The 25,479-nt window shown below is 63.5% G+C and carries 25 protein-coding genes and 1 rRNA gene; 19 read left to right on the top strand and 7 right to left on the bottom strand.

Translation table 11 applies throughout. The annotated features are described in order from the left end of the window. Positions 1-109: 109 nt before the first annotated feature. Both rrf and ACJD00_RS05680 read left to right on the top strand, forming a co-directional pair. Positions 110-226: ribosomal RNA gene (rrf, locus tag ACJD00_RS05675) — 5S ribosomal RNA — on the top strand. 174 nt (positions 227-400) lie between these two features. Further along, on the top strand, positions 401-724 hold the full coding sequence (locus ACJD00_RS05680; RefSeq protein WP_418908861.1) for a hypothetical protein: 324 nt from the start codon (positions 401-403) through the stop codon (positions 722-724). 261 nt (positions 725-985) lie between these two features. Here ACJD00_RS05680 and ACJD00_RS05685 read toward each other — a convergent pair whose 3' ends face one another. Beyond that, a complete protein-coding gene (locus tag ACJD00_RS05685; protein WP_418908862.1) occupies positions 986-2,011 on the bottom strand; it encodes a hypothetical protein in 1,026 nt (341 codons plus the stop codon). Between the two features lie 90 nt (positions 2,012-2,101). Here ACJD00_RS05685 and ACJD00_RS05690 point away from each other — a divergent pair, with 90 nt between their 5' ends. The 11 genes from ACJD00_RS05690 (at position 2,102) to ACJD00_RS05740 (ending at position 12,901) form a co-directional block, all read left to right on the top strand. Then, positions 2,102-2,926 carry a hypothetical protein gene (locus tag ACJD00_RS05690; RefSeq protein ID WP_418908863.1) on the top strand — a complete coding sequence of 275 codons (825 nt, stop codon included), beginning with the start codon at positions 2,102-2,104 and terminating at the stop codon, positions 2,924-2,926. 15 nt (positions 2,927-2,941) lie between these two features. After that, the gene (locus tag ACJD00_RS05695) at positions 2,942-3,949 is read left to right on the top strand and encodes an HAD-IIA family hydrolase (protein WP_418908864.1); all 1,008 of its coding nucleotides are present in this window, start codon (positions 2,942-2,944) and stop codon (positions 3,947-3,949) included. Then, complete coding sequence (locus ACJD00_RS05700; RefSeq protein WP_309407951.1) at positions 3,946-4,128, top strand: hypothetical protein; 183 nt, start codon at positions 3,946-3,948, stop codon at positions 4,126-4,128. The genes ACJD00_RS05695 and ACJD00_RS05700 overlap by 4 nt, the downstream gene beginning before the upstream one ends. Further along, positions 4,125-4,919, top strand: a complete 795-nt coding sequence (locus ACJD00_RS05705) for a TlyA family RNA methyltransferase (protein WP_418908865.1) — start codon at positions 4,125-4,127, stop codon at positions 4,917-4,919. The genes ACJD00_RS05700 and ACJD00_RS05705 overlap by 4 nt, the downstream gene beginning before the upstream one ends. Before the next feature lie 88 nt (positions 4,920-5,007). Continuing rightward, on the top strand, positions 5,008-6,051 hold the full coding sequence (locus ACJD00_RS05710; protein ID WP_309407949.1) for an NAD kinase: 1,044 nt from the start codon (positions 5,008-5,010) through the stop codon (positions 6,049-6,051). A gap of 9 nt (positions 6,052-6,060) precedes the next feature. Next, a complete protein-coding gene (gene recN, locus ACJD00_RS05715) occupies positions 6,061-7,791 on the top strand; it encodes a DNA repair protein RecN (RefSeq protein ID WP_418908866.1) in 1,731 nt (576 codons plus the stop codon). A gap of 278 nt (positions 7,792-8,069) precedes the next feature. Then, a complete protein-coding gene (locus ACJD00_RS05720; RefSeq protein WP_418908867.1) occupies positions 8,070-9,755 on the top strand; it encodes a CTP synthase in 1,686 nt (561 codons plus the stop codon). A 90-nt stretch (positions 9,756-9,845) separates the two neighbouring features. Beyond that, a complete protein-coding gene (locus ACJD00_RS05725; RefSeq protein WP_418908868.1) occupies positions 9,846-10,511 on the top strand; it encodes an NUDIX domain-containing protein in 666 nt (221 codons plus the stop codon). Between the two features lie 17 nt (positions 10,512-10,528). After that, positions 10,529-11,518 carry a site-specific tyrosine recombinase XerD gene (locus tag ACJD00_RS05730; RefSeq protein WP_418908869.1) on the top strand — a complete coding sequence of 330 codons (990 nt, stop codon included), beginning with the start codon at positions 10,529-10,531 and terminating at the stop codon, positions 11,516-11,518. A 45-nt stretch (positions 11,519-11,563) separates the two neighbouring features. Further along, positions 11,564-12,055, top strand: coding sequence for an 8-oxo-dGTP diphosphatase (locus tag ACJD00_RS05735; protein ID WP_418908870.1), 492 nt, complete (start codon positions 11,564-11,566; stop codon positions 12,053-12,055). Between the two features lie 84 nt (positions 12,056-12,139). Then, the gene (locus tag ACJD00_RS05740) at positions 12,140-12,901 is read left to right on the top strand and encodes a VOC family protein (protein WP_418908871.1); all 762 of its coding nucleotides are present in this window, start codon (positions 12,140-12,142) and stop codon (positions 12,899-12,901) included. A 54-nt stretch (positions 12,902-12,955) separates the two neighbouring features. Here ACJD00_RS05740 and ACJD00_RS05745 read toward each other — a convergent pair whose 3' ends face one another. The 6 genes from ACJD00_RS05745 to ACJD00_RS05770 all read right to left on the bottom strand — a co-directional run bounded on the left by ACJD00_RS05745 (position 12,956) and on the right by ACJD00_RS05770 (position 19,747). Continuing rightward, a complete protein-coding gene (locus ACJD00_RS05745) occupies positions 12,956-14,089 on the bottom strand; it encodes a bifunctional 2-methylcitrate synthase/citrate synthase (protein ID WP_418908872.1) in 1,134 nt (377 codons plus the stop codon). A gap of 14 nt (positions 14,090-14,103) precedes the next feature. After that, positions 14,104-15,033 carry a methylisocitrate lyase gene (gene prpB / locus ACJD00_RS05750; protein ID WP_418908873.1) on the bottom strand — a complete coding sequence of 310 codons (930 nt, stop codon included), beginning with the start codon at positions 15,031-15,033 and terminating at the stop codon, positions 14,104-14,106. Next, complete coding sequence (locus tag ACJD00_RS05755) at positions 15,034-16,551, bottom strand: MmgE/PrpD family protein (protein WP_418908874.1); 1,518 nt, start codon at positions 16,549-16,551, stop codon at positions 15,034-15,036. After that, positions 16,548-17,201: a GntR family transcriptional regulator gene (locus tag ACJD00_RS05760; protein WP_418908875.1), complete on the bottom strand. Its 654-nt coding sequence runs from the start codon at positions 17,199-17,201 to the stop codon at positions 16,548-16,550. Before ACJD00_RS05760 ends, ACJD00_RS05755 begins: the two co-directional genes overlap by 4 nt. Positions 17,202-17,294: 93 nt before the next feature. After that, on the bottom strand, positions 17,295-18,020 hold the full coding sequence (locus tag ACJD00_RS05765; protein WP_418908876.1) for a response regulator: 726 nt from the start codon (positions 18,018-18,020) through the stop codon (positions 17,295-17,297). Further along, positions 18,017-19,747: an ATP-binding protein gene (locus tag ACJD00_RS05770; protein WP_418908877.1), complete on the bottom strand. Its 1,731-nt coding sequence runs from the start codon at positions 19,745-19,747 to the stop codon at positions 18,017-18,019. The genes ACJD00_RS05765 and ACJD00_RS05770 overlap by 4 nt, the downstream gene beginning before the upstream one ends. A 182-nt stretch (positions 19,748-19,929) precedes the next feature. Between ACJD00_RS05770 and ACJD00_RS05775 the strand changes: the two genes are divergently transcribed. The 6 genes from ACJD00_RS05775 (at position 19,930) to ACJD00_RS05800 (ending at position 25,477) form a co-directional block, all read left to right on the top strand. Continuing rightward, positions 19,930-21,225 (top strand): cation:dicarboxylate symporter family transporter, encoded by a 1,296-nt coding sequence (locus tag ACJD00_RS05775; protein ID WP_418908878.1) that lies wholly within the window; start codon positions 19,930-19,932, stop codon positions 21,223-21,225. A gap of 135 nt (positions 21,226-21,360) precedes the next feature. Continuing rightward, positions 21,361-21,843 (top strand): cytidine deaminase, encoded by a 483-nt coding sequence (locus ACJD00_RS05780; RefSeq protein WP_418908879.1) that lies wholly within the window; start codon positions 21,361-21,363, stop codon positions 21,841-21,843. Between the two features lie 113 nt (positions 21,844-21,956). Beyond that, a complete protein-coding gene (locus ACJD00_RS05785) occupies positions 21,957-22,853 on the top strand; it encodes a ParA family protein (RefSeq protein WP_309407925.1) in 897 nt (298 codons plus the stop codon). Then, a complete protein-coding gene (locus ACJD00_RS05790; RefSeq protein WP_418908880.1) occupies positions 22,853-23,749 on the top strand; it encodes a segregation and condensation protein A in 897 nt (298 codons plus the stop codon). The genes ACJD00_RS05785 and ACJD00_RS05790 overlap by 1 nt, the downstream gene beginning before the upstream one ends. Continuing rightward, the gene (gene scpB, locus ACJD00_RS05795; protein WP_418908881.1) at positions 23,742-24,332 is read left to right on the top strand and encodes an SMC-Scp complex subunit ScpB; all 591 of its coding nucleotides are present in this window, start codon (positions 23,742-23,744) and stop codon (positions 24,330-24,332) included. Before ACJD00_RS05790 ends, scpB begins: the two co-directional genes overlap by 8 nt. Positions 24,333-24,388: 56 nt before the next feature. Continuing rightward, on the top strand, positions 24,389-25,477 hold the full coding sequence (locus ACJD00_RS05800; protein ID WP_418908882.1) for a pseudouridine synthase: 1,089 nt from the start codon (positions 24,389-24,391) through the stop codon (positions 25,475-25,477). Positions 25,478-25,479: the final 2 nt, after the last annotated feature.

A 25,479-nucleotide genomic window follows, 5' to 3' on the forward strand; every position in this document is an offset into this window, starting at 1 on the left:
GGTTTTGTTCGCGTTCACTATACGGTTACGAGACAACAACCCCCCAAACACACGCGTGTGCGTGTGTGGGGCAGGTTGTATCGGTAACACTTTTGTGCTTCGAGACTGTTACGGCGGTCATAGCGTGGGGGAAACGCCCGGTCCCATACCGAACCCGGAAGCTAAGGCCCACTGCGCCGATGGTACTGCACTCGTGAGGGTGTGGGAGAGTAGGACGCCGCCGGACTAAACTTATGATGTGGTTTGAGGCCCTAACACACAGTGTGTGTTAGGGCCTCACCCGTTTAACCAACAGAAATAACGAGCAGCTAGGTCTATTGCCAGTTGTTTTTAGAGCGTGATCGCTTGCGGGTATGTTGGCTCGCGGAACCGTGGGTTGTTTATTCGGCATACTGAACGTATGAAGATTCACGTGCTGTACACCCCCGATTGCCCGAACTACCAACTGGCGATTGCGAACGTACGTGCCGCGCTGGCGCAGCTGAACCGCTCTGATGACGTAGCTGTTATTGAAGAAGTGCAAACAGGAAAAACGTCGGTACACTCAACGCCGCGAGTGGCGTCTCCCACCATTCTTCTTAACGGAATCGATCTGTTCGACAAGGATACGTCCGTTGAAAGCCTGGCCTGCCGTCTGTATCAATCAGACTCTGGTCTAAAGGGGGAACCTTCAGTAGCGGAAATAGTAAGCGCCCTTCTGGCCAAGGGTATTGACGAGTTATGATGATGCACTTGCACTCGCTCGAAGAGTCTTTCATCTCGGCGTTGAGAGTCTAAGGTTCTGAGTGTCTGCACACACTTTAGCCAGATCTGTTTTTCAACTGGGCTGGCCCCCGTAGACTGGAATGAGTGCTTGGCGCAATGCGCCATCAGAGATTTATGAATAGGGAAGCGACCGGCCCAAGCCGGAAGCGAACGTTTGCGGGATCGTCTTTTACCCGCTGAGAGGAATTCAAAGGGTATGGCTAACGATTATCGCGACAGCTCAGGTAAGGGACGAGGGGAGGCCGGCAAGTCCGGTTTCCGCCGCAACGATAATGGCGGAGACTTCCGCCGTAATGACCGCCGTGATGGTGACTTCAAGCGTCGCGATGATCGCGGTGAACGCCGTGAGGGCGGATTCAACCGCGACCGCCGTGACGACAACCGTGGCGGGGACTTCCGTCGCAATGACCGCCGTGATGGTGACTTCAAGCGTCGCGATGATCGCGGTGAACGTCGCGAAGGTGGCTTCAACCGCGACCGCCGTGACGACAACCGTGGCGGAGATTTCCGTCGCAACGATCGCCGCGACGACAACCGCGGTGGTGACTTCAAGCGTCGGGATGACCGAGGTGAGCGCCGCGAGGGCGGCTTCAACCGCGACCGCCGCGACGACAACCGTGGTGGCGATTTCCGTCGGAACGACCGTCGCGACGGTGACTTCAAGCGTCGCGACGACCGAGGTGAGCGCCGCGAAGGTGGCTTCAACCGCGACCGCCGCGACGACAACCGCGGCGGAGACTTCCGCCGTAACGACCGTCGCGACGACAACCGTGGTGGCGATTTCCGTCGCAACGACCGCCGCGACGGTGACTTCAAGCGTCGTGACGACCGGGGTGAGCGCCGTGAGGGTGGATTCAACCGCGACCGCCGCGACGACAACCGTGGTGGCGATTTCCGTCGGAACGACCGTCGCGACGGTGACTTCAAGCGTCGTGACGACCGGGGTGAGCGCCGTGAGGGTGGATTCAACCGCGACCGCCGCGACGACAACCGCGGCGGAGACTTCCGTCGCAACGACCGCCGAGACGGCGACTTCAAGCGTCGTGACGACCGGGGTGAGCGCCGTGAGGGTGGATTCAACCGCGACCGTCGTGAGGACAACCGCGGCGGAGACTTCAAGCGTCGCGATGACCGCCGTGATGGCGGGTTCAAGAAGCGCGATGGCCAGCGCGGCAAGGACGGCTTCAAGCGCTCGGCAGGACGCCGCGACGATGAGACTCCGGCCACCGAGCAGTACCGTGCCCACAACCCAGGCGACCTGCGCATTTCCAACCGCGCAGACCGCGATGCATCCCCGGATATCGATGAGGATGTCACCGGCAAGGAACTAGACAAGGTGACCCTGGCGCAGTTGCGTTACCTCGATGACCGCAACCGCGGTTGGGTGGCCAAGCACCTGGTGATGGCCGGCCGTCTCCTCGACGTCGACCCTGAGCTTGCCTACCAGCACACGATGGCTGCATCCCGTCGCGGCGGTCGCGTGGCAGTAGTTCGTGAAGCAGTGGGCATTGCCGCGTACCACGCCGAGCGATTTGCCGACGCTGTGCGCGAATTGCGCACCCACCGCCGCATCAGCGGTTCGAATGAGAACGTAGCGTTGATCGCCGATGCATTGCGCGGCATGGGTCGTCCGCAGAAGGCCATTGAAATGGCCCGCGAGGAAGACCTCAGCGAATTGCCGGTGGCGATGCGCGTCGAGATGCATATGGTGGTCGCCGGTGCCTACGCCGACCTCGGACAGCTGGATAAGGCCGTGGCCGAGCTTGAAGCACTGCCGCAGCTGGACTTCAACCGCGCCTACAGCTACAGCCCGCGCCTGTTCACCGCCTACGCCGACCTGCTTTCGACCGTCGGTCGTGCCGAGGAAGCAAAGCGCTGGAACGCTCAGGTCGCCGTGGCCGAAGAAGCACTCGGCGTGGATAACTCGATGGACTCCTTCATCATCGACCTTGCTCCGGAAATGGACGAGGAAGAGCAGACTCCGCGCGCCAAGGATCTGGTGGAAGCTGAGGAGTCTGCTAACGACGCCGATGCAGCGGCGGAGCAGTCCGCCGACGAAGATGATTTGGTAGCCTCGGACAAGACTGGCGAGCAGGGGATTGACGAGGAAGACGGGCTGAACGAAGTTCCGTCAACCGACGAGCAGTCCGAGACGAACTAAGAGGTATGAGCACGCATGCTGATTTCGGGGTATGACGCGGTCCTGGCCGACCTAGATGGTGTGGTGTATGCCGGCCCGCAGGCCATTGATGGCGCAGTGGAGGCGTTGAATACGCTCGCGGAGATCGAAGTTTCGTTGGCCTTCGTGACGAATAACGCGGGACGTTCGCCGATGTCGGTAGCGGTTCACCTGCGCCAGCTCGGGGTGAATACGACCGCCGAGCAAGTGTTTGGTTCGGCCGATGCCGGCGCCGAGATGCTCGCTCGCGAGCTCAACCCGGAAGCCAAGGTGCTGGTTGTCGGCTCGCCCTACCTGCGCGAATGCGTATCCATTCGTGGCATGGAGGTTGTCGAGTCGCACACCGATGAGCCGGACGCGGTCATCCAGGGTTTCGACCCCGACGTGTCTTGGCGGCACCTTTCCGAAGCCAGTTTTGCGATCGCGCGCGGTGCCCGTTGGGTGGCGACGAATACCGACCTGACCATTCCGCGTGCCGAGGGCATTGCCCCGGGCAACGGTTCGCTGGTGGCGTGCGTGCACCGCGCCACCGGGGTGAACCCGCTCGTGGCCGGCAAGCCGGAGCCGTACCTGTTCCGGCGAGCAGCCGAACGCACCGACTCGCGTCGTCCCCTGGTGGTTGGCGACCGGTTGGACACCGATATTTTAGGTGCCAACCGGGCCGGTTTTTCCTCGGCACTCGTGCTGACCGGGGTCGATTCGCCGCGTGAAGCGCTCGGCGCCCCGGCCGAGGAACGTCCAAAGTATCTGATTCGCTCCTTGTCTGAGCTTTATCAGCCATACCCCACCATCCAGGTGCTGGGTCATGGCGTACAGGTGGGCGAGGCAGTGGCCCGCGTGCAGGATGACCGCGTCTTGGTCACCGGAAACGACAGCGACCTCGACTCCTGGCGCGCGGCGTGCAACGCCTGGTGGTTGGCTCATCCGCATAGCGATGAGGCGAATGACCCGACCGTGGAATTCACCAGCCAGTCGCTGTCCACTCTGCGGGCGGGCGCCCGATGACTAGCGTGCCCCCGGTGCCCGGCCCACCCGGGTCGGGTGCCGAGCCGCCAAGCGATGCCTCGATTGAGCAACGCCTTCAGGAACTTGCGGGATTGGATGTGACCGAGCATCCCGCCCGCTACGAGCAACTTCTCACCGGATTGCAGCAGGCACTGAAAAGCACGGAGCGTGGGGCATGAATCGGCTCGATATGGAGTTGGTGGCGCGCGGTCTGGCACGCTCCCGGACCGAGGCCGCCAAACTCATTGAGGCGGGTCTCGTGCAGGTCGACGGGCACCCGTCCACCAAGGCGTCCAAAAAGATTGCCGCGCAGATCCCGATCAGCGTCGCGCAGGATAGCTCCACCCAGTACGTTTCACGAGCCGGTCATAAACTCGCCGGTGCACTGGACCATTTCGGCTCATTGAATCCCGCCGGGGTTCGCGCGCTGGACGCAGGGGCCTCCACGGGTGGATTTACCGATGTACTGCTTCGTCGCGGAGCCGCCCACGTGGTGGCGGTCGATGTCGGACATGGACAACTTGTCGACGAAATTCGTTTTGACGAGCGCGTGAGCGTGCACGAGGGGCTGAACGTGCGCTACCTGGACCCCGCGGATATCGGCGGTGAAGTCGATTTGGTGGTTGCAGACCTATCCTTTATTTCCCTCCGGCTCGTGCTCGAGGCGTTAGCCGGGGCCACCCGGGCGGGCGGTGACCTGCTGTTGATGGTCAAACCGCAGTTTGAGGTCGGCAGGGAACATGTGGGTAAAACCGGCGTGGTGAGCTCGCCGGAGTTGCGCCGTAGTGCCGTGGAGCAGGTGGTACAGGCAGCGTTGCAGGTTGGGCTCGGCTTGGCCGGGCTGGGACGCAGCCAGCTACCCGGGCAGGACGGCAATGTTGAATTCTTCGTCTGGTTCCAAAAATCCACGGCACCAGGTCCACAGACGGGCTTAATGGAACAAATGTTCGGTTCCGTTGACTATTCTTAGTGATGAACTGCTTGGCGATGGCTGGCCACGGACGCTCCGCGGCCTGGCTATCTGCCGGGCGTAACCAGACTGAGAGGGGCCCCGCGCCGTGCGCCGCATTCTAATCTTCACCCACACGGGACGAAAAGACGCGATTGCCGCCGCCATCGAGACCAGCGCCCTGCTCTATGAAGCCGGGGTTGTCCCGGTGATGCGCAAGGCCGACCAAGAGGCCGTGATGGCCGCCGCGGCAGACCACGATGCCGAACATATCCCGGTGCATATCCTCGATGAGGATTGCACCCTGGACGATGTTGACCTCGGCGTGGTGCTCGGTGGCGATGGTTCGGTGCTGCGCGCCGCTGAAATGGTGCGTTCCGCAGACTTGCCCCTCGTGGGCGTCAACCTGGGGCACGTGGGATTCTTGGCCGAGGCCGAATCCAGCGAATTAGCCAGTACGGTCCGCCAACTGGTGGCAGGGGACTACACCGTCGAGGAACGCATGGCCATCGAGGTCAGCGTGTGGCGCGAGAATGTCTGCCTCGGACAGACCTGGGCGCTGAACGAGGCAGCGGTGGAAAAGGCCAACCGCGAGCGCATGATCGAAGTGGTGATCGAGGTCGATGGCCGTCCGATTTCCACCTTCGGCTGCGATGGCGTGGTGATGGCGACCCCGACCGGATCGACGGCCTACGCCTTTTCCGCCGGCGGCCCGGTGGTCTGGCCGGAGGTCTCGGCTTTGATCATGATGCCGATTAGCGCGCACGCACTCTTTGCCAAGCCGATGGTTATCGCCCCGACCTCGATCATGGCCGTGGAAATTCTTACCCGCACCGACGCCGAAGCCGTGCTCTGGTGCGACGGCCGCCGTACCGTGGACCTGCCGCCCGGAGCTCGTGTCGAGGCAACCCGCAGCGACACTCCGGTGAAACTGGCCCGCTTGAGCACCATCCCGTTCTCCGAGCGACTGGTCAACAAGTTTGAGCTACCCATCCAGGGGTGGCGCGGCCCAGCTCGCGGAGATCTGCGCCGTCAGGCCACGCAGTCCTTGCCGTTCCTGTCCCCGGCGGTCCACGTGGTGGAACCGCAGCATAAGGACGAGCCCGGCCCACCTTTGATCGGGCACGACGATTCGACGCGCACCAGCAACTAGGAGCACGCCTTGATTCAGGAAATTTCGATCTCGAACCTGGGCGTGATTTCCCAGGCGACCTTGCCGCTTGGACCCGGGCTGACCGTTGTCACCGGTGAAACCGGCGCGGGTAAGACCATGGTCATCACCGCACTTGCCTTGCTCTTGGGGCGCCGCGCTGACGCCGGCGCCGTGCGCACCGGGGCCAAGCACGCCTTGGCCGAAGCTGTCATACACCTAGAGCACGATCACCCGGTGCTCGAAGCGGCCAGCCATGCCGGAGCATTTATCGACCAAGACGAAGCCCACAGCGAACTGCTGTTAACCCGTTCGTTGTCCGCCGCGGGACGTTCCAAAGCCACCATCGGTGGACGTAGCGCCCCGGTCGGCCTGCTCGCGGAGCTTGGCCAAGAGTTGGTGGCGGTCCATGGCCAGTCGGATCAGATCCGACTCAAGGAGCCCGCCGCGCAACGTGACGCCCTGGATCGCTTCGCCGGAACCGGCTTCGGACGTACCCTGAGTCGTTACCAGCGCGCCTACCGGCAGTGGCGTTCCTCCAGCAAGGAACTGACCACCCTGAAACAGGAGTCCCGTGACCGGGTGCGCGAGGCCGAGAATCTGCGGTTGGCGCTGGCCGAAATTGAGGCGGTCGACCCACAGCCGGGGGAGGACGAATCGCTACGCGAGATGTCCATCAAACTGGGCAATGTGGAATCGTTGCGAACCGCCGCCACACAGGCTCGATCGCTTATCGACTCGGAAGACTTCGAGAACCCAGGAATTTCCACTCTGATTGAGTCGGCGCGCGGCGTTCTGGCGCAGGCCAGTGGCGATGACGCGGCCTTGGCCGGATTTGCCGAGCGGGCCGCCGAGCTAGGGATTCTCGCCTCGGAGCTTTCCAGCGATATGTCTGGCTATCTCGCCGATCTGGACGAGGAAGGGCCCGAACGCTTGGCCCAGATCGAATCGCGGCGTGCCGAATTGAGCAAACTGGTCCGCAAATACGCACCGAGTGTTGATGAGGTGCTCGCCTGGGCCGAATCCTCGGCTCGCCGTCTCGAGGAGCTTGGCGACGACTCGAACCGGATCGAGGAGTTGGAACTCCAAGTGACCGAGCTGGAGCAGACCGTAGGCTCGCTGGCCGCGGAACTCAGCGCGGCTCGCGCCAAGGCTGCGGCAACGCTGTCACGTCGAGTCAGCGACGAACTGACCGCGTTGGCGATGCCCGATGCCAAGCTGGTCATCGAGCTCACCGAACTCGAAGAGCCCGGTGCCTTCGGGCAGGACGCGGTGAATATGATGTTGGCGCCGCATCCCGGGGCCGCCCCACGCGCCCTCGGCAAGGGAGCCAGCGGCGGCGAGCTGTCCCGTGTCATGCTGGCCATCGAGGTGGTGTTGGCCGCCGTGGATCCGGTGCCTACCTTCGTCTTCGATGAGGTGGATTCCGGAGTCGGCGGCAAGGCCGCGGTGAGCATCGGGGAACGACTGGCGATGCTGGCTAAGCACGTGCAGGTCATCGTGGTCACGCACCTGCCTCAGGTGGCGGCCTACGCCAACAATCACATTCGGGTGATCAAGAGTTCCGGCAAGGGTGGCGCCGGGGAAGCGGGCTTCACCGCTAGCGATGTGGTGCAGTTGGCCGACGACGAACGGGTCCAAGAGCTCGCGCGCATGCTCGCCGGCCAGGAGGACTCCGACACGGCCCGCGCCCACGCCGAAGAGCTCCTCGAATCGGCCCGCCAGCTGGTGGCCGCGCTGTAATATCCGGCACCTTCTGGGCTGCCACCCGGAGCGGAATCCATGCTCACTGCCGGAGGGCACATGCGTTGCTCCCCGGCAGTCGGTGCCATCACCCATGGCGAGACACCCCAGTGTTTCCGCGCCAAATGCGAGGAACGGGACCGTGTTCCGCCGTCGCTGAGCGATCCCGTGTCCGCCGCGTCGGGTGCCGGAATGTGAAGTTTGTTCTCCGCCATGGCCGAGGTGCCGTAGAGTTTCTCGTAGTGTTCGAATCCAAGTTGGTGATAGGATGAAATCCCGTGGTGCAGCGTAATACTTCTCGTGATTCCCGGTCGTCTGAAACGACAAAGCATATCTTCGTCACCGGTGGTGTGGCCTCTTCCCTGGGTAAGGGATTGACGGCATCCAGCCTTGGACATCTACTTCGAGCCCGTGGTCTTTCCGTGACCATGCAGAAGCTCGACCCCTACTTGAACGTGGACCCGGGGACCATGAACCCCTTCCAGCACGGCGAGGTCTTCGTGACCGACGACGGTGCGGAAACCGACCTCGACATCGGACACTACGAACGCTTCTTGGATGAGAACCTCCCCGGTAGCGCCAACGTAACCACCGGTCAGGTGTACTCCACCGTTCTCGAACGTGAGCGCCGCGGCGAATACCTGGGCGACACCGTTCAGGTCATCCCGCATATCACCGACGAAATTAAGCGTCGTATGCGCTTGGCAGCCACCGAACCAGGGGCCGGCAAAACCGCCCCGGATGTGATCATCACCGAAATTGGTGGCACCGTCGGCGACATCGAATCGCAGCCATTCCTCGAAGCCGCCCGCCAGGTCCGTCAGGACATTGGGCGCAAGAACGCATTCTTTGTGCACGTTTCGTTGGTGCCGTTCATTGGCCCGAGCCACGAGCTGAAGACCAAGCCGACGCAGCACTCCGTTGCCGCGCTGCGTTCCATCGGTATCCAGCCCGAGGCGCTAGTGATCCGCTCGGATCGTCCGATCCCGGACGAGATGCGTGCCAAGCTCGGCCGCACCTGCGATGTGGACGCAGAGGCAGTCATTAACTGCCCCGACGCCCCGAGCATCTACGACATCCCGAAGGTTATTCACGCCCAGGGCCTCGACGCCTACATCGTGCAGACCCTCGACATGAAGTTCCGCGACGTGGACTGGGACGATTGGGACCGCCTGCTCGATGTGGTGCACAACCCGAAGCACCATGTCACCGTGGGGCTGGTCGGCAAATACATCGACCTGCCCGATGCCTACCTATCGGTGACCGAGGCACTGAAGGCCGGCGGCTTCGCCAATGACGCGAAGGTGGAGATCCGTTGGATCCCATCGGATAATTGCGCGACCGAGTCCGGCGCACGTACCGAGCTCTCCGACGTCGACGCAATCTGCGTGCCCGGCGGCTTCGGCATCCGCGGCCTCGAAGGTAAGCTCGGCGCTCTCAAGTTTGCCCGTGAGAACAAGATCCCGACCCTGGGCCTGTGCCTTGGCCTGCAGTCCATGGTGATCGAGTACGCCCGCAATGTGGCCGGACTCGAAGGGGCCTCGTCCACGGAGTTCGATCCCCAGAGCCCGGTTCCGGTGATCGCGACCATGGAAGAGCAGCTGGCCATCGTCGATGGTCAGGGCGATTTGGGTGGCACCATGCGTCTGGGTCTCTACGACGCAAAGCTTGCCGAAGGGTCGGTGATCGCCACTACCTACGGTCGCACCGAGGTGGCCGAACGTCACCGTCACCGTTATGAGGTCAACAACGCCTACCGTGAGCAGCTGGAAGAAGCCGGTCTGGTCTTCGCCGGTACCTCTCCGGACGGTAGCTTGGTCGAGTTCGTTGAACTGCCCGCCGAGACGCACCCGTACTACGTCTCGACGCAGGCTCACCCCGAGCTGTCCAGCCGCCCGACGCGTCCGCACCCGCTGTTCGCCGGTTTGGTGAACGCGGCGCTGGAAGTACGCGGCGCGAAGTAGCAAATGTCTAGCGGCCCGTCGAAGTTCTCTTCGGCGGGCCGCCGTGCTTTCTAGGCCCATTGAATGTGCCCTCACCCCGCGAAAAGGAACATGATGCAGTCACAGCAAAACTCGGAGGCAACCGAGAACGTCTTCGGTGACGAGATCTCGGAACGTCAGGTACTGGCGCGTGAAACCGTCTATGAGGGACGTATCTGGAACGTGCTCCACGACTCCGTGGAGCTTTCCGAAGACGGCCCGGTTATCGAGCGAGACTACATCGAGCATCCCGGGGCCGTGTGCGTGGTCGTACTCGATGACCAGGACCGGGTCTTGCTCATCAACCAGTACCGCCATCCGGTGGGCATGCGGTTATGGGAGCTTCCCGCCGGACTGCTTGACGTGGCCGGAGAACCACCGTTGGCTGCGGCGCAGCGTGAACTTTGGGAAGAGGCCGACCGCACCGCCGGACAGTGGTCGGTGTTGACCGACCTGTTCCTTTCTCCGGGGTCTTCCTCCGAAGCGATACGCATCTTCTTGGCCCGCGAACCGCAGTTGGTGGCCGAAGATCAGCGTCATGAGCGCACCGACGAGGAAGCAGAAATGCAATTCGCGTGGGTGCCCCTGGAGCAGGCCGTCAAGGCGATACTCGACGGGCGCATCCACAACCCGGCCGCCATCGCCGGAGTACTGGCTGCCAGTGCCGCACGCGATGCAGGCTACGCATCCCTGCGCCCGGCCAACGCAGAGTTCACCGCACACCCAAACTACCGTTAAGCGTTTTCGTGACCCCCATGCCGTCCGAACCTGCCTCCGAGGGTTCCGCCTTCGCCGCGAGAACTAGCTGGCGCCTGGAAGACCTGCCGGCTGATCATGCCTCCGCGCTACGTGAGTACCTGCAACATGTGGGCATTGAACGCGGTCTGGCCGCGAACACCTTGGCCTCCTACCGCAGGGACCTGGTTCGTTATCTCGGGGCATTGACCGAGCGCGGCATTCGCAGCCCCGGCGGCATCACGCCGGAGGCGGTCACCGGTTATTTGCAGCAGCTGGCCCGTGGCACCGCGGAGCAGCCGGCCCTCTCGGCGCGCTCTGTTGCTCGTCATACCGTGGCCTTGCGCCAGCTTCACAAGTTCTGGGAACTCGAGGGTACCTGCCTGCCGAATCCGGCCCGCGAGGTCCAGCCCCCGGCCTACCCCCAGGCCCTGCCCAAAGCTATCGACATCGATCAGGTCACCGCGCTGCTCGAAGCAGTGACCGGCGATACGCCGGCGGCTCTTCGGGACCGGGCCATTGTCGAACTGCTGTATTCCACCGGGGCTCGCATCACCGAGCTGATCGAGCTGGACGTCGACGATCTGCATTTGGCCGAACGCGACGTGGTGCGCCTGACCGGTAAGGGATCGAAACAGCGGCTGGTGCCGGTGGGCAGCTACGCGCGCACCGCCCTTGACGAGTATCTGGTCCGGGCCCGACCCGGGCTGGTGGCCAAGGGCAAAGGCACCCCGGCGCTCTTCGTGAATCAGCGCGGTGGACGGCTCTCGCGCCAGTCGGTGTGGTTGCTGCTGAACAAGGCCGCGAAGCAGGCCGAACTCGGGGTGGAAATCTCTCCGCATACCCTGCGTCATTCATTTGCCACCCACCTCTTGCAGGGTGGGGCCGACGTGCGTGTGGTTCAAGAACTGTTGGGGCATGCTTCGGTCACCACGACCCAGCTTTACACTAAGGTCACCATTGCCACGCTGCGCGACGCTTACCTACAGGCACATCCCCGTGCCCGCTAAGGTAACACCGCAGATCAACCCGAGCATCGAGGGGGAGTACCGCCGATGACCCGGCCGCCGCAGCCTGTCGCGCTGACCCTGTTGACCCGCGATACCACTCCGGGGCGCCAAGAAGTGCTCCTTGGCCTCAAGCTCCGTGGGTTCGGAGCCGGGAATATGGTGGCCCCAGGCGGGAAGCTGGAACCCGGCGAACTGCCGGTACAGGCCGCGGCCCGCGAGCTACAGGAAGAAACCGGCTACCAGGTTTCCACCGAGGACCTGACTCATGTGGCCACCATTCGTTTCCGGTTCCCCGCTCAACCGCTTGCCGACATGGACTGCCAGGTCTTTGCCGCCAGCCGCTTCCGCGGCGAGCTGACCTCCACTGTGGAATTGCGCCCCCAGTGGTTCGGCACCGATGAGTTGCCGGTGCAGCGCATGTGGCAGGACGCCGCCCGATGGCTGCCACGGATCCTGGCGGGGGAGCGCTTCACCGCCACCGTGCAGATGGCCACCGATAACGTGCAGGTCGACGGGGTCGACTTCGAACTCTGGTAGTTCCGCGGCGGGCGGCCCCTAGCCAAGCCATCTCCGCCGGTGCATGATGGACGGAGCACACAGCACTGCGTCGAGGGAGAGAAGATGGCACGCGTCGGCGACCCAGTATGGATCGATCTCGCATATCGTGACCCCAAGGAATTTGCCGAGTTTTACGCGGGGCTTTTCGGCTGGCGTAGCGAGGACATGGGCGAGGATTTCGGCCACTACCAGATGCTGTCCACGCCCGATGGCACGATGATCGGCGGTGCCGCGGGACCGCAACCCGGCGCCCCGCAGGAACCCGTGGGCTGGAATGTGTATTTGGCCGCGGAGCACCTCGAGGAGCTTCTTGCGCAGGTCCCGGCCGCCGGCGGCATGGTGCTCGACGAGGCCATGCCGGTTGGCGAATTAGGCACCATGGCACGGGTAGCGACCCCTTCGGGGGCCAGCGTGGGATTGTGGCAGCGGGACGAATTCGCCGGTTTCGGTGCCGAAGCAACCCAGGGCACCCCGGTCTGGTTCGAACAGATGAGTCAGGGGTACGCGGCCGATGTGGAGTTCTACCGGCAGACCCTGGGCTGGGAGCCTGCCGAAATCGAAGGCGGCTTAAACTATGTGACGAATCGACCGGAACGCGAAGCCACCGCCGGGCTCTGCGACGCCGCCGGTTTCCTGCCCGCCTCGGCCGGTTCCTACTGGCGGGTCTATTTCCAGTGCGACGATGTCGACGCCGGGGTGGAACGGGTGATCGAACTCGGCGGCGCGTTGTTGGATGGCCCCATGGATTCCCCCTTTGGGCGGCTGGCCACGGTGGCCGACCGTGAGGGCGGTTCCTTCCAAATCATCGCCTCCGCCGCGCGTTAAACAGATGTGGCCCGCACCCCGAAGCAGGGGCGCGGACCGCATCTGTCGGAGCGGTTAGAACGAGCGCTGCTCCGGACCGTTATAGGCCGAGAGCGGACGAATGAGCGCATTTGACGCCCGCTGCTCCATGATGTGGCTGGTCCAGCCGGTGATGCGCGCGGCGATGAACAGCGGAGTGAACATCTCGGTGTCGAAACCCATCAGGTGGTAGGTCGGACCGGCCGGGTAATCCAGGTTCGGCTGGATTCCCTTGGCCTCGTCCATGGCCACCTGCAGCCCGTCGTAGAGACCGAGGATTTCGTCGCGCGAGTAGTACTCGATCATGCGGTCGAGGGCGGCCTTCATGGTCGGCACCCGGGAATCGCCGTGCTTGTAGACGCGGTGGCCGAAGCCCATCACCTTCTTCTTTTCACTCAGCGCCTTCTCCATCCACGCCTTGGCGCGGGCGGCCGCCTCTTCACGGGATTCGTTCTTATCGATACCGATCTCGTCGAAGGTGTGCATCACCGCTTCGTTGGCCCCGCCATGCAGCGGGCCCTTCAAGGCACCGATGGCGCCGGTGACGGCCGAATGCAGATCCGCCAGCGTCGAGGTGATGACACGGGCCGCGAAGGTGGAGGCGTTAAAGGAGTGCTCCGCGTAGAGCACCATCGAGACGCGGAAGGCGTCGACAACCTCTTCGGCGGCCTCCTCCCCGAAGGTCATCCACAGGAAGTTCTGGGCATAATTCAGATCCTCGCGCGGTTCGACGAGCTCGAGCCCGCGCCGCCGGCGCTGATCATAGGCGACCACGGCCGGGAAGGCCGCGAACAGTTCCTTGGCCTTGCGCAGTTCGGCTTCCGGGGAAGAATCCGAGGCCAGCGGGTGGTTCGCCCCGATGACCGACACCGCGGTGCGCGCGGTATCCATGGGGTGGCAGTCTACCGGCAAGAGGTCGATCGCCGCCTTGACGCGCGAGTCCAGGGCCCGGTTGGCGCGCTCGAAGGCGCAAAATTCCGAGCATTCCACTTCGCTGGGCAATTCACCGTTCCACAGCAGTAGCGCCACTTCTTCGAAGGACTTAGCCGCGGCCAGATCCTGTACCGGGTAGCCACGGTAGAGCAACGAGTTGGTCTCCGGGTTGACCTTGGAAATCGCGGTGTAGTCCACCACGACGCCGGCCAGTCCCTTTTTGATGTCCTCGGTCATTGTGCGTGCCCCTCCTACAGGTTGGCGTTGTTGGTGTCGATGTCCAGCCCGGGTACCTGAAAGTTGAAGATGCCCGTGTCGAACCGGTTGTAGGCTTCGTAGTCGACCAGCTCGTATAAGCGTGACCTAGTTAACATGCTATCCACTTCGCGTTGCTGTGTGCCCTCGGCACTGATCGCGTCGAGCACTCGTTCGGCGGCACCCATGGCGCTGCGCAAAAGGGTCACGGGATAAATGATCATCGCTACCCCGGCTTCGGCGAGCTGCTCACGGGTGAACAGCTCGGATTTGCCGAACTCGGTCATATTCGCCAGCACGGGGACGTCGACGGCCTTGCAGACCGCTTCAAACTCCGCGAGGTCCTTCATGGCCTCCGGGAAGATCGCGTCGGCACCGGCGTCGACCATGGCCTTGGCCCGGTCGATCGCAGCCTCAAGCCCGGCGACGGCCCGAAGGTCGGTGCGCGCCATGATGAGGAAGTTTTCGTCGATACGGGCATCGGCGGCCGCGGCGATGCGTTTGAGCATGGTGTCGGTGTCCACCACGTTCTTCCCGTCGAGATGCCCGCAGCGTTTCGGATTGAACTGATCCTCGATGTGGCAACCGGCCAGACCCGCGTACTCCAGCTCCTGCACGGTGCGGGCCACGTTCATCGGTTCACCGAATCCTGTGTCGGCATCCACGATGGCCGGCAGATCACTCATTCGTGCGATCTGCCCGGCCCTGGTGGCCACCTCCGTCAGCGAGGTCAGCCCGATGTCGGGTAGCCCCAGCTCGTTGGCCAGCACCGCGCCCGAAATGTAGATCCCGTCGAAGTTTTTCTCGGCAATCAGTTTGGCCGAGAGGGGGTTGAACGCGCCGGGGAACTGCCGGGCCGCACCCGGGGTGAGCATCTCGCGCAGCGCCCGCCGCTTGGCGGCCGGGGTGGTGGTCGTATACAACATTTAGAACAGTCCCTTGGGGGCGTTGTTCACGTCGACGACGCCGGGAGCGGCGAGGATGTTCAGCGCGTCCAGTTCGCCGGCGCCCAAGTTCTCCAGGTTCTCGACCGCGGCGAGGAAGCGCTCGATTTCGGCCTCTTCGACCAGACCGGCGGCGAGGGTGCGGAACTTGTTGATGTATTGTTCGCGGGCGAACGGCCGTGCCCCCAGCGGGTGGGCGTCGGCGACCGCAATTTCATCGGTAATCACGCGCCCGTCGGACAGAGTGATCTCCACGCTGCCGCCGAAGGCCTTCTCGGAAATATCCAGCGAGTGGTAGCGCCGGGTCCACTCGGGGTCTTCCTCGGTGGTGACCTTGTGCCAGAGTTCCACGGTATCCGGCCGGGCGGCGCGCTCCGGGGCATAGGAATCGACGTGGTGCCAGGCGCCGTCCTGCAGGGCGACGGTGAAAATGTAGGGAATCGAGTGATCCAGGGTCTCGCGCGAGGCCCGCGGATCGTATTTCTGCGGGTCGTTCGCCCCGGAGCCAATCACATAGTGGGTGTGGTGGCTGGTCTTGATGAGGATCGAGGTGACATTGGCCGGGTCGGTCAGCTCAGGGTGCTGCCCGTGCAGCTTGCGGGCCAGATCGATCCAGGCTTGGGCTTGGTACTCCGCGGAATGCTCCTTGGTGTAGGTGTCCAATATGGCACGCTTGGCCTCGCCGGGCTCCGGCAGGGGTACCTCGTAGGCGGCGTCGGGTCCGTCGAGCATCCATGCGATCACCCCGTCTTCGCCTTCATAGATCGGCACCGGGGAGGTCTGTCCGCGTAGCGCGCGATCGGCGGCCTCGACGGCCATCTTTCCGGCGAAGGCCGGCGCATGCGCCTTCCAGGTGGAGATTTCGCCCTTTCGCGACTGACGGGTGGCGGTGGTGGTGTGCAGGCCCTGGCCGACAGCTTGGAAGATGGTTTCGACGTCCATCCCCAGCAGCGTGCCGATGCCGGCCGCCGCCGAAGGGCCCAGGTGCGCGACGTGGTCGATCTTGTGCTTGTGCAGGCAGATGGCCTTGACCAGGTTGACCTGGATTTCGTAGCCGGTGGCGATGGCGCGCAGCAGCTGCTCCCCGGAGGCGCCGGTGTGCTGGGCGACCGCCAGAATCGGCGGGATGTTATCGCCCGGGTGCGAGTAGTCGGCCGCGAGGAAGGTGTCGTGGTAGTCCAGTTCGCGTACCGCTACACCGTTGGCCCAGGCCGCCCATTCGGGGGAGACCTTCTGTTCGATGCCAAAGACGCTGGCCCCGGCCCCGCCAGTGGACGGAGCGTGGGTCAGCGCCTGCGCGCGGGCCGCAACAATCGGGGCACGGTTCAGCGAGGCGATAGCCACCGAGGCGTTGTCGATGATGCGGTTGATGATCATCTCCTTGACCTCCTCGGTGAGCGCGACCGGATCGGCGGCGACCCGGGCGATCTTATGGGCCAGTTGTTCTTCGCGAGGCAGGTTCTCTTCCGAGCGGTAAACGCGGACGGGGTGCTTGATCATTGGCTTCCTTCCATGACGGTGGCGTGGCTAGAAATATGGGTCAGTGAGCGGTGTAGATGCACCGTGGTACTCGCCGCGGCTAGGGTGTCATCTCCGCTGGCGATGGCACGAGCGATGGCTTCATGTTCGCGGGCCGATTCGGTCAGCCGCGGTAGGTGGTCCTTGGCCATGCGGCGCACGCGTTGCAGGTGTACGCGCAGGGAGCGGAGGGCCCCGGTGAGGTAGTGGTTCGCGGCGGCCGCGTCGATGTGCGCATCGAGGTCGGCAACGAGCTTGTAGTAGGTTTCGCGGCCCACCCCATCGGGCAGTTCTTCGGCGGCGCGGGCGAAGAGTTCGGCCAATTCGCCGAAGTGGGGCCGGTGCTCGTCGTTGCGTGCCGCGAGCCGGGCGGCTTCGCATTCGAGCAGTCGGCGTAGCGCGAATAGGTCGTGCAGGTGTTCGGCGGAGACCTCCGAGACCACGATGCCGCGGCCGCGCTGGGGTGCGGCCAGTCCGTCGGCCACGAGTTTGGCCAGTGCCTCACGGACCGGAGTGCGCGAGACGTTGAAGCGTTCGGAGATATCCACCTCGGCGAGCATGGTGCCTGGTTCGAGCGCCCAGTTCACGATGTCTTCGCGTAGTGCGGTGTAAACCTTCTCGCTGGCTCTCATAGGGCCAGTGTATACACAATATGGCAGCTTGCGAGGATTTTCCCGGATTTTCTCGCCGAACGATCCGGTTTTGTATACACCGTGGGCGGGGCGTCAGTTTTTCCGGGCGCGATATTGGTACTCCGGGCGCCCCCGTGAACCGTGCCGTGGCTCCTTCAGAGCCTGGCCGGTATCGGTGAGATACTCCAAATAGCGGCGCGCGGTCACCCGACTTTGCCCCAGCTCTTCGGCCAGTTCGGCCGCCGAGTATGCCTCGGTGCTCGCACTGAGGCGCCCGAGCACCTGGGCGAGGGTTTCGGGGATGAGTCCCTTGGGCAAGGTGCTGGCGACCGGCGTGCTGCGCAGGGCCGAGAACGCCGAATCCACCATCCGCTGATCGGTGTCCGACCGCGGAGTGCCCAGCGCGGCGCTAAAGCTGCGATGGTTCTCCAGCTTTTCTGCAAAGGCCGCAAAGCTAAAGGGCTTGATCAGGTATTGCGTGATCCCGGTGGCCACCGCGGAACGAACGACCGCTACATCGCGTACCGCCGTGATCGCGATGATGTCGATGGTCAACCCCAGACCCCGGATGCGCCGGGCCACGTCGATGCCATGCAGATCCGGCAAGGTCATATCCAGTAGGACCAGGTCGAAGTCGGCGCCCGAATCCGCTAGTAGCGTCAGGGCCTGTTGCCCGCTGGTGGCAACGGCCGCCACGGTAAATCCGGGGACCCGTTCGACGTAGTCCCGGTGGGCGGCGGCGGTCTGCGCGTCGTCGTCGACCACAAGCACCCTGATCGCAGGGGTATCGCTAGCGGAGGGGTGTTTATCGGGGTTCATGGGTTCCTGCGCTCGGTGGGCTCGGTGGGCTCGGCGGGGTGGTGGGGAAGTGGCAAGGTGACCGTGAAGATCGCCCCGGCATCGTTGTCGATATGTAAGCTGCCGCCCAGCCGGGCGACCGCTTGCTGCACGAGCGCCAAGCCGAAACCCCGTGGGCGCTCGCCGGGTTTCGAACTAACACCCAGACGCAAGATGCGGTCGATGAAGGCCGGGTCGATTCCGGCACCGGAATCCGCGACCTCGATCATAACCTCCGTGGCCAGCGTGGTGACTTCGAGGTAGACGGTTGCTTCGGCGGTCCCTACCGAGGCGTCGAGCGCGTTATCGAGCAGGTTGCCCACGATGGTAATCAGGTCGCTGGCGTCGAGCAGGTCCGGCGCCAGGGTGCCACTGGTGGTGATGCGCAGCGACACTCCTCGCTCATGGGCCTCGGCGGTTTTGGCCACCAGCAGACTGGAGAGATAGGAATCGTCGATTCCGCCCACGAGCCGGTCGGTGAGTGCCTGAGCGTTACTCTGATCGAGCAGGGCAAAGTCGCGGGCCTTTTCGGCCTGGCCGTTCTCGATCATCGTGACAATAGTGTGCAGGCGGTTCGCATGCTCATGGGTTTGGGCGCGCAGCGCCAAGGTGAGGGTCTGCAGGGACTGGACCTGACCGGTGAGTTCCTGGACTTGGCTCAGATCGCGCATGCTCACCACGTACCCGATGCGCAGCGGATCGTGCCGGGTCACTAGTGCTCGACGGCGCCGCCTGCGTTTGCTGAGCAGTTCGGCCTCGACGGTCGCCGCCGCCTGCGAGGTGGCAATCGCTCCGGTGTCGGTGAGCAGGAGTTCGTCGGTGGCGGCACGGCCGGTGAGCATCAGGTCGAGCAGCGGTTCGGGTACCGATAGGGTTCGCGGATCAAGTCCTTGTGGTGGTAGCGGCTGTGGCAGATTGAGAATGCGCGCGGCCTCGTCGTTGTTCAGCACAATCCGATGGCGGTTATCCAACAGGACTAGTCCTTCGCGGACCGAATGCAGCGCGGAAAAGTAGAAGGCGTAGAGCCGCTTCAAGCCACCGGGGCCAAAGCCCAGGGTTGCCCGTTGGACATACCGCGAATAGGCCCAGGCTAAGAGTGCGGCCAGTGTGAACACCGCCAGACTGACCACGATCAATTGCGGCACCGTGTCGTAGTACAGGTCGCGCAGTGACTGTAGCGTCACTCCCACTGCCACCATGCCCACAATCTCGCCACTGGCACTATGCACCGGGGTGATCGCCCGCACCGAAGGGCCAAGCGTGCCGGTGTATTGCTCAACCTGAGTTTCCCCGCGCAGTGCCTGCTCGATGGACCCAATGTAGGGTTCACCGATCCGCCGTGGATCGGGGTGGGTCACGCGTAGCCCTTCCGGGGTCATCACGGTAATGAAATCCACCGTGCCGGCGCGCAGACGTAGCCGTTCCACATAGGGCTCGAGGCGTCGGGACGGGTCGGGCTCTTCCAACGTTTCTCGGATGAATGGATCGTTGGCCAAACTTAGCGCCACGGTGGCAACCAGCGCCTTACGATCCTCGGTGACCGTATGGCGTTGCCGGTCGAAGGAGAGCACACCCAAGACGCCGACGGTGAGAATCGCAATGATCAATTGCAGGGCAAAGATACGTGCGGCGAAATTCCACGATTCGCGAGTCAGGCCGGCGTGACGTTGCAGATGGGCCATCGGTGCCCGGGAGTTACGGATTTTCACCTGTCCGCCGCCTTCCTGATCGCTAACCGCGTGCTCAGACGCCGCCATATTCAATATGAACGCAAATGAGACCCTGATCACCTTAGCGCGCAGGATAGGTGACGAACTACTTGAGTCCGCCGTGACGACCACCGCGTCGACATCGGCGCCTCACATCATTGTGTAGCACCAAGGAGCACGCTATGGCCCAGACCATGACTCGGAACCCCGAGCCGCAACAACCCACCAAGCGCCGCAAGGATCGCACCCACTGGCTGTATATCGCGGTGATTGCCGCAGTGGTCCTCGGGGCCACGCTTGGCCTCGTGGCTCCGGACGTCGGTAAGGCGCTCAAACCGCTGGGTACCGGCTTCGTGGCCTTGATCAAGATGATTATTGCCCCGGTCATTTTCTGCACGATTGTGCTGGGCATTGGCTCTATCGCCAAAGCAGCCACCGTGGGGAAAGTCGGCGGTCTGGCGATGCTGTACTTCTTGGCCATGTCCACCCTTGCACTGGGGATCGGCCTGCTCGTGGGTAACGTGATCCACCCGGGCGAGGGTCTGGAGCTTTCTCCGTACCAGTCCGGAGGTGGCCAGGAAAATGCGACCGTTGCCTTCCTGCTGGAAATGATCCCCGGTGACATTCCGGTGCTACCCACTTTGGTTCTGGCGATCCTCGTGGGCTTCGCCTTGCAGTCCATGGGCGAAGCCGGCAAGCCCGTGATCACCGCGGTGAAGAACATTCAGCTGGTTGTTTTCAAGATCATGATGATGATCATGTGGATCGCTCCGATCGGTGCCTTTGGTGCGATCGCCGCCGTGGTGGGTGCCACCGGGTGGGCCGCAATCGGTTCGATGGCCATTCTGATGGGCGCGTTCTACCTCACCTGCGCCCTGTTCATCACCGTCATCCTCGGATCCCTGCTGCGCCTGGTGACGGGCCTGAACATTTTCGCCTTGCTGAAGTACCTGGCCCGGGAATACCTGCTGATCTTCTCGACGTCCTCCTCCGAGTCCGCCCTGCCGCGGCTCATCGCCAAGATGGAACACGTCGGTGTCTCCAAGCCGGTGGTAGGTATCACCGTGCCCACCGGCTACTCCTTCAACCTCGACGGCACCGCGATCTACCTGACCATGGCCGCATTGTTCGTCTCGACCGCGATGAACATGCCGATGAACCTCGGCGAACAGATCGGTCTGCTGGTGTTCATGATCATCGCCTCCAAGGGAGCGGCCGGTGTCACCGGCGCGGGACTGGCGACCCTTGCCGCAGGCCTGCAAGCGCACCGTCCGGAGCTGCTCGGCGGGATGGGTGTCATCGTGGGTATCGACAAGTTCATGTCCGAGGCTCGTGCGCTGACCAACTTCACCGGCAACGCGGTGGCCACCTTGCTCATCGGCAAATGGACCGGCGAGCTGGATATTGCTCAGGCTCGTGCCGTGCTGGGCGGCCAGCGGCCCTTCGATGAAACCAGCATGGACGTGACGGCCCACTAGAAGGGAAGAACGTCTAAACAACACTGCTGCACGGTGCCTCGCACCGTGCAGCAGTGTTGTGGTGGGGCGCCATCGGTCCACTACTGGACGCCGTGCACGGTTCTGCACGGCGTAGCGGAGGTCTAGGATCCTGTCATGAACGAAAACTTGCCGGCCTCGGCCCGCGAACTGACCGACGATGACTGGGCCCTGCTCGCGCTCGCCGAACACACCATCGAGAGCAACACCGATGCTGGTCCCGGGCAAGACGGGCGGCACACCATGGCCGCGGCCTTGGTGGCCGGCGATGGATCGCGACATAGCGCGGTAAACCTGTATCACTTCACCGGGGGACCCTGCGCGGAGCTTGTCGTGCTCGCCGCCGCGCGGGCCGCTGGGGCTCGCGATCCGCAAGTGATCGTGGCAGTGGGCAATCACGGTCGCGGCGTCAAAAGTCCCTGCGGCCGGTGCAGGCAGGTACTCGCCGATGCCTACCCGACGATCCGGGTGATTGTGCCGACTTCCTCGGGCCCACGCAGCGTGGCGGCTGAGGACCTGTTGCCGTTGGCTTTCGATCACGCGGCCGAGCAAATTTCCGCCGCCGCACCACATTCAGCTGACCCCCAAGCTTTGAGTTAAGGTTCAAGGTAAAGGCTCGCCGTGACGGGCAAAAACGACGAATCTTGTCGTACCCACGCCATAAACTTGAGGGTAAGTACGTACCAACCGAGCCGGAAGTGTGGTCTTCGATCGTGAGTGAGCAACAAGCTGGGAAAATCCGCGGCGCCGGGCTGCTGAAAGAGCCCAAGCCCGTTGGTCCCACCGGCAAACCCCTGACCATTTTCCCGGAGCCGGCACCGTTGCCCTCGCATGGCCCGGCCCGCGTCATCGCCATGGTGAATCAAAAGGGCGGGGTGGGTAAAACCACCTCGACCATCAACCTGGCCGCGGCGCTAGCCGAGTACGGACGCAAGGTGCTACTGGTCGATTTCGACCCGCAGGGCGCACTCTCGGCTGGTTATGGGATGAACCCCCACGAACTCGAGCTGACCGTCTACAACGTGCTGATGGATCGCAACACCGGAATTCGCGATGTGATTCGCAATACCGAGACCGAGAACATCGATCTGGTGCCGGCCAACATCGACCTGTCGGCCGCCGAAGTCCAGCTGGTCAACGAGGTCGCTCGTGAGCAGGCACTGGAACGTGCGTTGCGCGATGTCATCGATGATTACGACGTGGTGCTGATCGACTGCCAGCCTTCCTTGGGGCTCTTGACCATCAACGCGCTGACCGCCGCACACGGGGTCATCATCCCCTTGACGGCCGAGTTCTTTGCCCTGCGCGCGGTCGCCTTGCTGATGGAAACCATCGACAAGGTCAAGGACCGCCTCAATCAGGTGCTCGAGGTCGACGGTGTGCTGGCGACGATGTATGACGCACGCACCCTGCACAGCCGCGAGGTCATCACCCGACTCGACGAGGCCTTCGGGGAGAAGCTTTTCGAGACGGTCATCAAGCGCACCATTAAGTTCGCCGACGCGAACGTCGCCGCCGAGCCCATTACCTCGTATGCGGCGAACCACCCGGGGGCCGAGGCCTACCGCAACCTGGCGCGTGAACTGATCTACCGTGGTGGCGCCCCCTAATGAGTACGATGCTCGCCGAACCGGTCAGCGTGCCTCCGGAAGTTCCCGGGCCGCAGACCGCGTCGCCCGAGCAGTCCGCGGGCTTTCGCCTCGCGCTGGAGAATTTCTCCGGCCCCTTCGACCTGCTGCTACACCTGATTACCAAGCGCGAATTGGAAATCACCGAAGTGGCGCTGGCGGAGGTCACCGACGAGTTCATTGGTTATATCAAGCAGTTGCAGGCCGCCGCGGATGACAGCAGCCTGCGCGTGCTGGATGAAACCACCGAATTCCTTGTGGTCGCCTCGACCCTGCTGGATCTCAAGGCCGCTCGGTTGCTACCGCGCGGCGAGATGGCCAGTGAGGAAGACTTCGAACTACTCGAGGAGCGCGACCTGCTCTTCGCCCGCCTACTGCAGTACAAGGCCTTCAAGGAGGCGGCCGGGTGGATCGCCGATCGCTACGATGCCTTGTCCTCGCGGCACCCACGCGATGTGGCCCTCGAGGAGCAGTACGCCCAGCTTTTGCCCCCGCTGGTCTTTGACCTGTCACCGGACGCGTTAGCGGCCTTAGCCCAGGCGGCGCTGGCTCCGAAACCCGAACCGGCCACCGAGGTGGGGGTCGGGCACTTGCACGGGGCGGCGGTCACCATTGCCCAGGAAGCGCAGGCTATTGAGGCAATGCTGGTTGAGCGCGGAAGGGCCACCTTCGTCGAGCTGGTCGCCGACGCCGATACCCATCTGGTGCGGGTGGTTCGTTTCCTGGCGCTACTGGAAATGTTTCGCCAGTGCAGCGTGAGTTTCTCGCAGGAGCATGCGCTGGGGGAGTTAACCGTCGAACTGCACCGTGAGGTGAGCTTCGATGCGCAGGCGCTGGAGGATGAGTACGAGGCGAAAGGTGAGCAGGATCATGAGTGAGGTTCCCCGCATCGACGAGCTGCCAGGGGGCCTGTCGGCCGGGCTCGAAGCGGTGCTGATGGTGGCCGACTCGCCGGTGTCGGTAGGGCGTTTGGCGCAACTCTTTCAGGTCCCGGAAGCCCGCGTCAGCCAGACCCTAGAGGCGCTGGCTAGCGAGTATGATAGTACCGATCGCTTGCGCGGATTTGAATTGCGACGCGTTGCCTCCGGGTGGCGTTTCTATTCGCGGCGCGATTACGCCGAATTCGTCTCCAGTTATGTGCTCGACGGGCAAACAGCACGCCTTTCGCAGGCGGCCCTAGAAACCCTGGCTGTCATCGCCTACCGACAGCCGGTCTCGCGTGGACGTATTTCGGCGATTCGAGGTGTCAACGTCGATTCCGTGGTGCGCACTTTGCAGACCCGCGGGCTCATCGCCGCCTATGGCGAGGTGGGCGAAGGCGGGGCCACCCTGTATGTGACCACCGAGTACTTCCTGGAACGGCTCGGGCTGGATTCGCTTGACGAACTTCCGGCATTGGCTCCCTACCTGCCCGGTGTGCAGGACCTCGAATCGCTGGACTCGGCAACCGACCTGGCCTAAGCGCCAAGGCGAGACAATAGGTACGCTCAACGACTGACCAAGGGGATACCCACAGCATGAATAACCGTTCCTCCTCCGGCCGTCCGGCCCGCGGCGGCAAAAATTTCGGGGCCAAGAACAGCGGCGCAAAGAACTTCGGCGCCAAGGGCGGCCCGCGCGGCGGCAAGCCCACCGGCGGTAAGCCCTCCGGCTCCGCCGCTGGCAAGGGATACGCCAAGGGGGCGGCCTCCGGGTCGAAGCCCGGTGCCCAGCAGGGGCGCAAAAAGTCCGAGAGCGCGGCCCCGGCCCGCAAGTCCGAGCGCGCCTTTGCCAAGGAGCGTTTCGGGAAGTCGGTGCCCAGTAACTACGCTCGTCCGACGCAGCGCGCCCGGGCTCAGGCCCGTGCCGCCAGCCAGGCCGCGGCGAACAGCGAGCAGGACGGCGTACGCCTGCAAAAGGTGATGGCCAACGCCGGGGTCGCCTCGCGCCGCGTCTGCGAACAGATGATCACCGAGGGGCGTGTGGAAGTCAACGGCCAGCTCGTGGTCGAACTTGGCGCCCGGGTGGACCCGGAACGCGACTCCATCCATGTGGACGGGATGCGTCTGCAGCTGAACACCGCGTTGAAGTACTTCGTCTTCAACAAGCCAAAGCACGTGATGTGCACGATGGATGACCCCGAGGGTCGCCGCACCATCTCCGACTACTTCAAGAACCAGCACCAGTCGCTGCGCCTGTTCCACGTCGGCCGCTTGGATTACAAAACCGAGGGCCTGCTGATCCTGACCAACGACGGTGAACTGGCCAACCGGCTGCAGCACCCCAAGTACGAGGTGCCCAAAACCTATCTGGTGCAGGTGCCCGGACCGTTGCCGCGCTCGGTGGGAAACACCCTGCGCCAGGGCGTGAAGCTCGAGGACGGCTGGGCGAATGTGGACGATTTCCGCATCATTGACACCACCCCGAAATCCGTGATGGTCGAGGTCACCTTGCATTCGGGACGAAACCGCATTGTGCGCCGCATGTTCGACGCCGTCGGTCACCCGGTTCAGCGTCTGGTACGCGTCGCCATCGGACCGGTTCAGCTCGGCGATCAGAAGCAGGGCACCATCCGTCAGCTGGGTAACCAGGAGGTCGGACACCTGATGGCACTGGTGGGGATGTAAGC

It is taken from the genome of Glutamicibacter endophyticus, from assembly GCF_048457885.1.
Classification (GTDB): domain Bacteria; phylum Actinomycetota; class Actinomycetes; order Actinomycetales; family Micrococcaceae; genus Glutamicibacter; species Glutamicibacter endophyticus.

Coding starts and splice junctions, on each gene's coding strand:
- ACJD00_RS05680 (WP_418908861.1), top strand. CDS start 401: ATGAAGATTCACGTGCTGTACACCCCCGATTGCCCGAACTACCAACTG.
- ACJD00_RS05695 (WP_418908864.1), top strand. CDS start 2,942: ATGCTGATTTCGGGGTATGACGCGGTCCTGGCCGACCTAGATGGTGTG.
- ACJD00_RS05700 (WP_309407951.1), top strand. CDS start 3,946: ATGACTAGCGTGCCCCCGGTGCCCGGCCCACCCGGGTCGGGTGCCGAG.
- ACJD00_RS05705 (WP_418908865.1), top strand. CDS start 4,125: ATGAATCGGCTCGATATGGAGTTGGTGGCGCGCGGTCTGGCACGCTCC.
- ACJD00_RS05725 (WP_418908868.1), top strand. CDS start 9,846: ATGATGCAGTCACAGCAAAACTCGGAGGCAACCGAGAACGTCTTCGGT.
- ACJD00_RS05730 (WP_418908869.1), top strand. CDS start 10,529: ATGCCGTCCGAACCTGCCTCCGAGGGTTCCGCCTTCGCCGCGAGAACT.
- ACJD00_RS05735 (WP_418908870.1), top strand. CDS start 11,564: ATGACCCGGCCGCCGCAGCCTGTCGCGCTGACCCTGTTGACCCGCGAT.
- ACJD00_RS05740 (WP_418908871.1), top strand. CDS start 12,140: ATGGCACGCGTCGGCGACCCAGTATGGATCGATCTCGCATATCGTGAC.
- ACJD00_RS05745 (WP_418908872.1), bottom strand. CDS start 14,089: ATGACCGAGGACATCAAAAAGGGACTGGCCGGCGTCGTGGTGGACTAC.
- prpB (WP_418908873.1), bottom strand. CDS start 15,033: ATGTTGTATACGACCACCACCCCGGCCGCCAAGCGGCGGGCGCTGCGC.
- ACJD00_RS05755 (WP_418908874.1), bottom strand. CDS start 16,551: ATGATCAAGCACCCCGTCCGCGTTTACCGCTCGGAAGAGAACCTGCCT.
- ACJD00_RS05760 (WP_418908875.1), bottom strand. CDS start 17,201: ATGAGAGCCAGCGAGAAGGTTTACACCGCACTACGCGAAGACATCGTG.
- ACJD00_RS05765 (WP_418908876.1), bottom strand. CDS start 18,020: ATGAACCCCGATAAACACCCCTCCGCTAGCGATACCCCTGCGATCAGG.
- ACJD00_RS05775 (WP_418908878.1), top strand. CDS start 19,930: ATGGCCCAGACCATGACTCGGAACCCCGAGCCGCAACAACCCACCAAG.
- ACJD00_RS05780 (WP_418908879.1), top strand. CDS start 21,361: ATGAACGAAAACTTGCCGGCCTCGGCCCGCGAACTGACCGACGATGAC.
- ACJD00_RS05790 (WP_418908880.1), top strand. CDS start 22,853: ATGAGTACGATGCTCGCCGAACCGGTCAGCGTGCCTCCGGAAGTTCCC.
- scpB (WP_418908881.1), top strand. CDS start 23,742: ATGAGTGAGGTTCCCCGCATCGACGAGCTGCCAGGGGGCCTGTCGGCC.
- ACJD00_RS05800 (WP_418908882.1), top strand. CDS start 24,389: ATGAATAACCGTTCCTCCTCCGGCCGTCCGGCCCGCGGCGGCAAAAAT.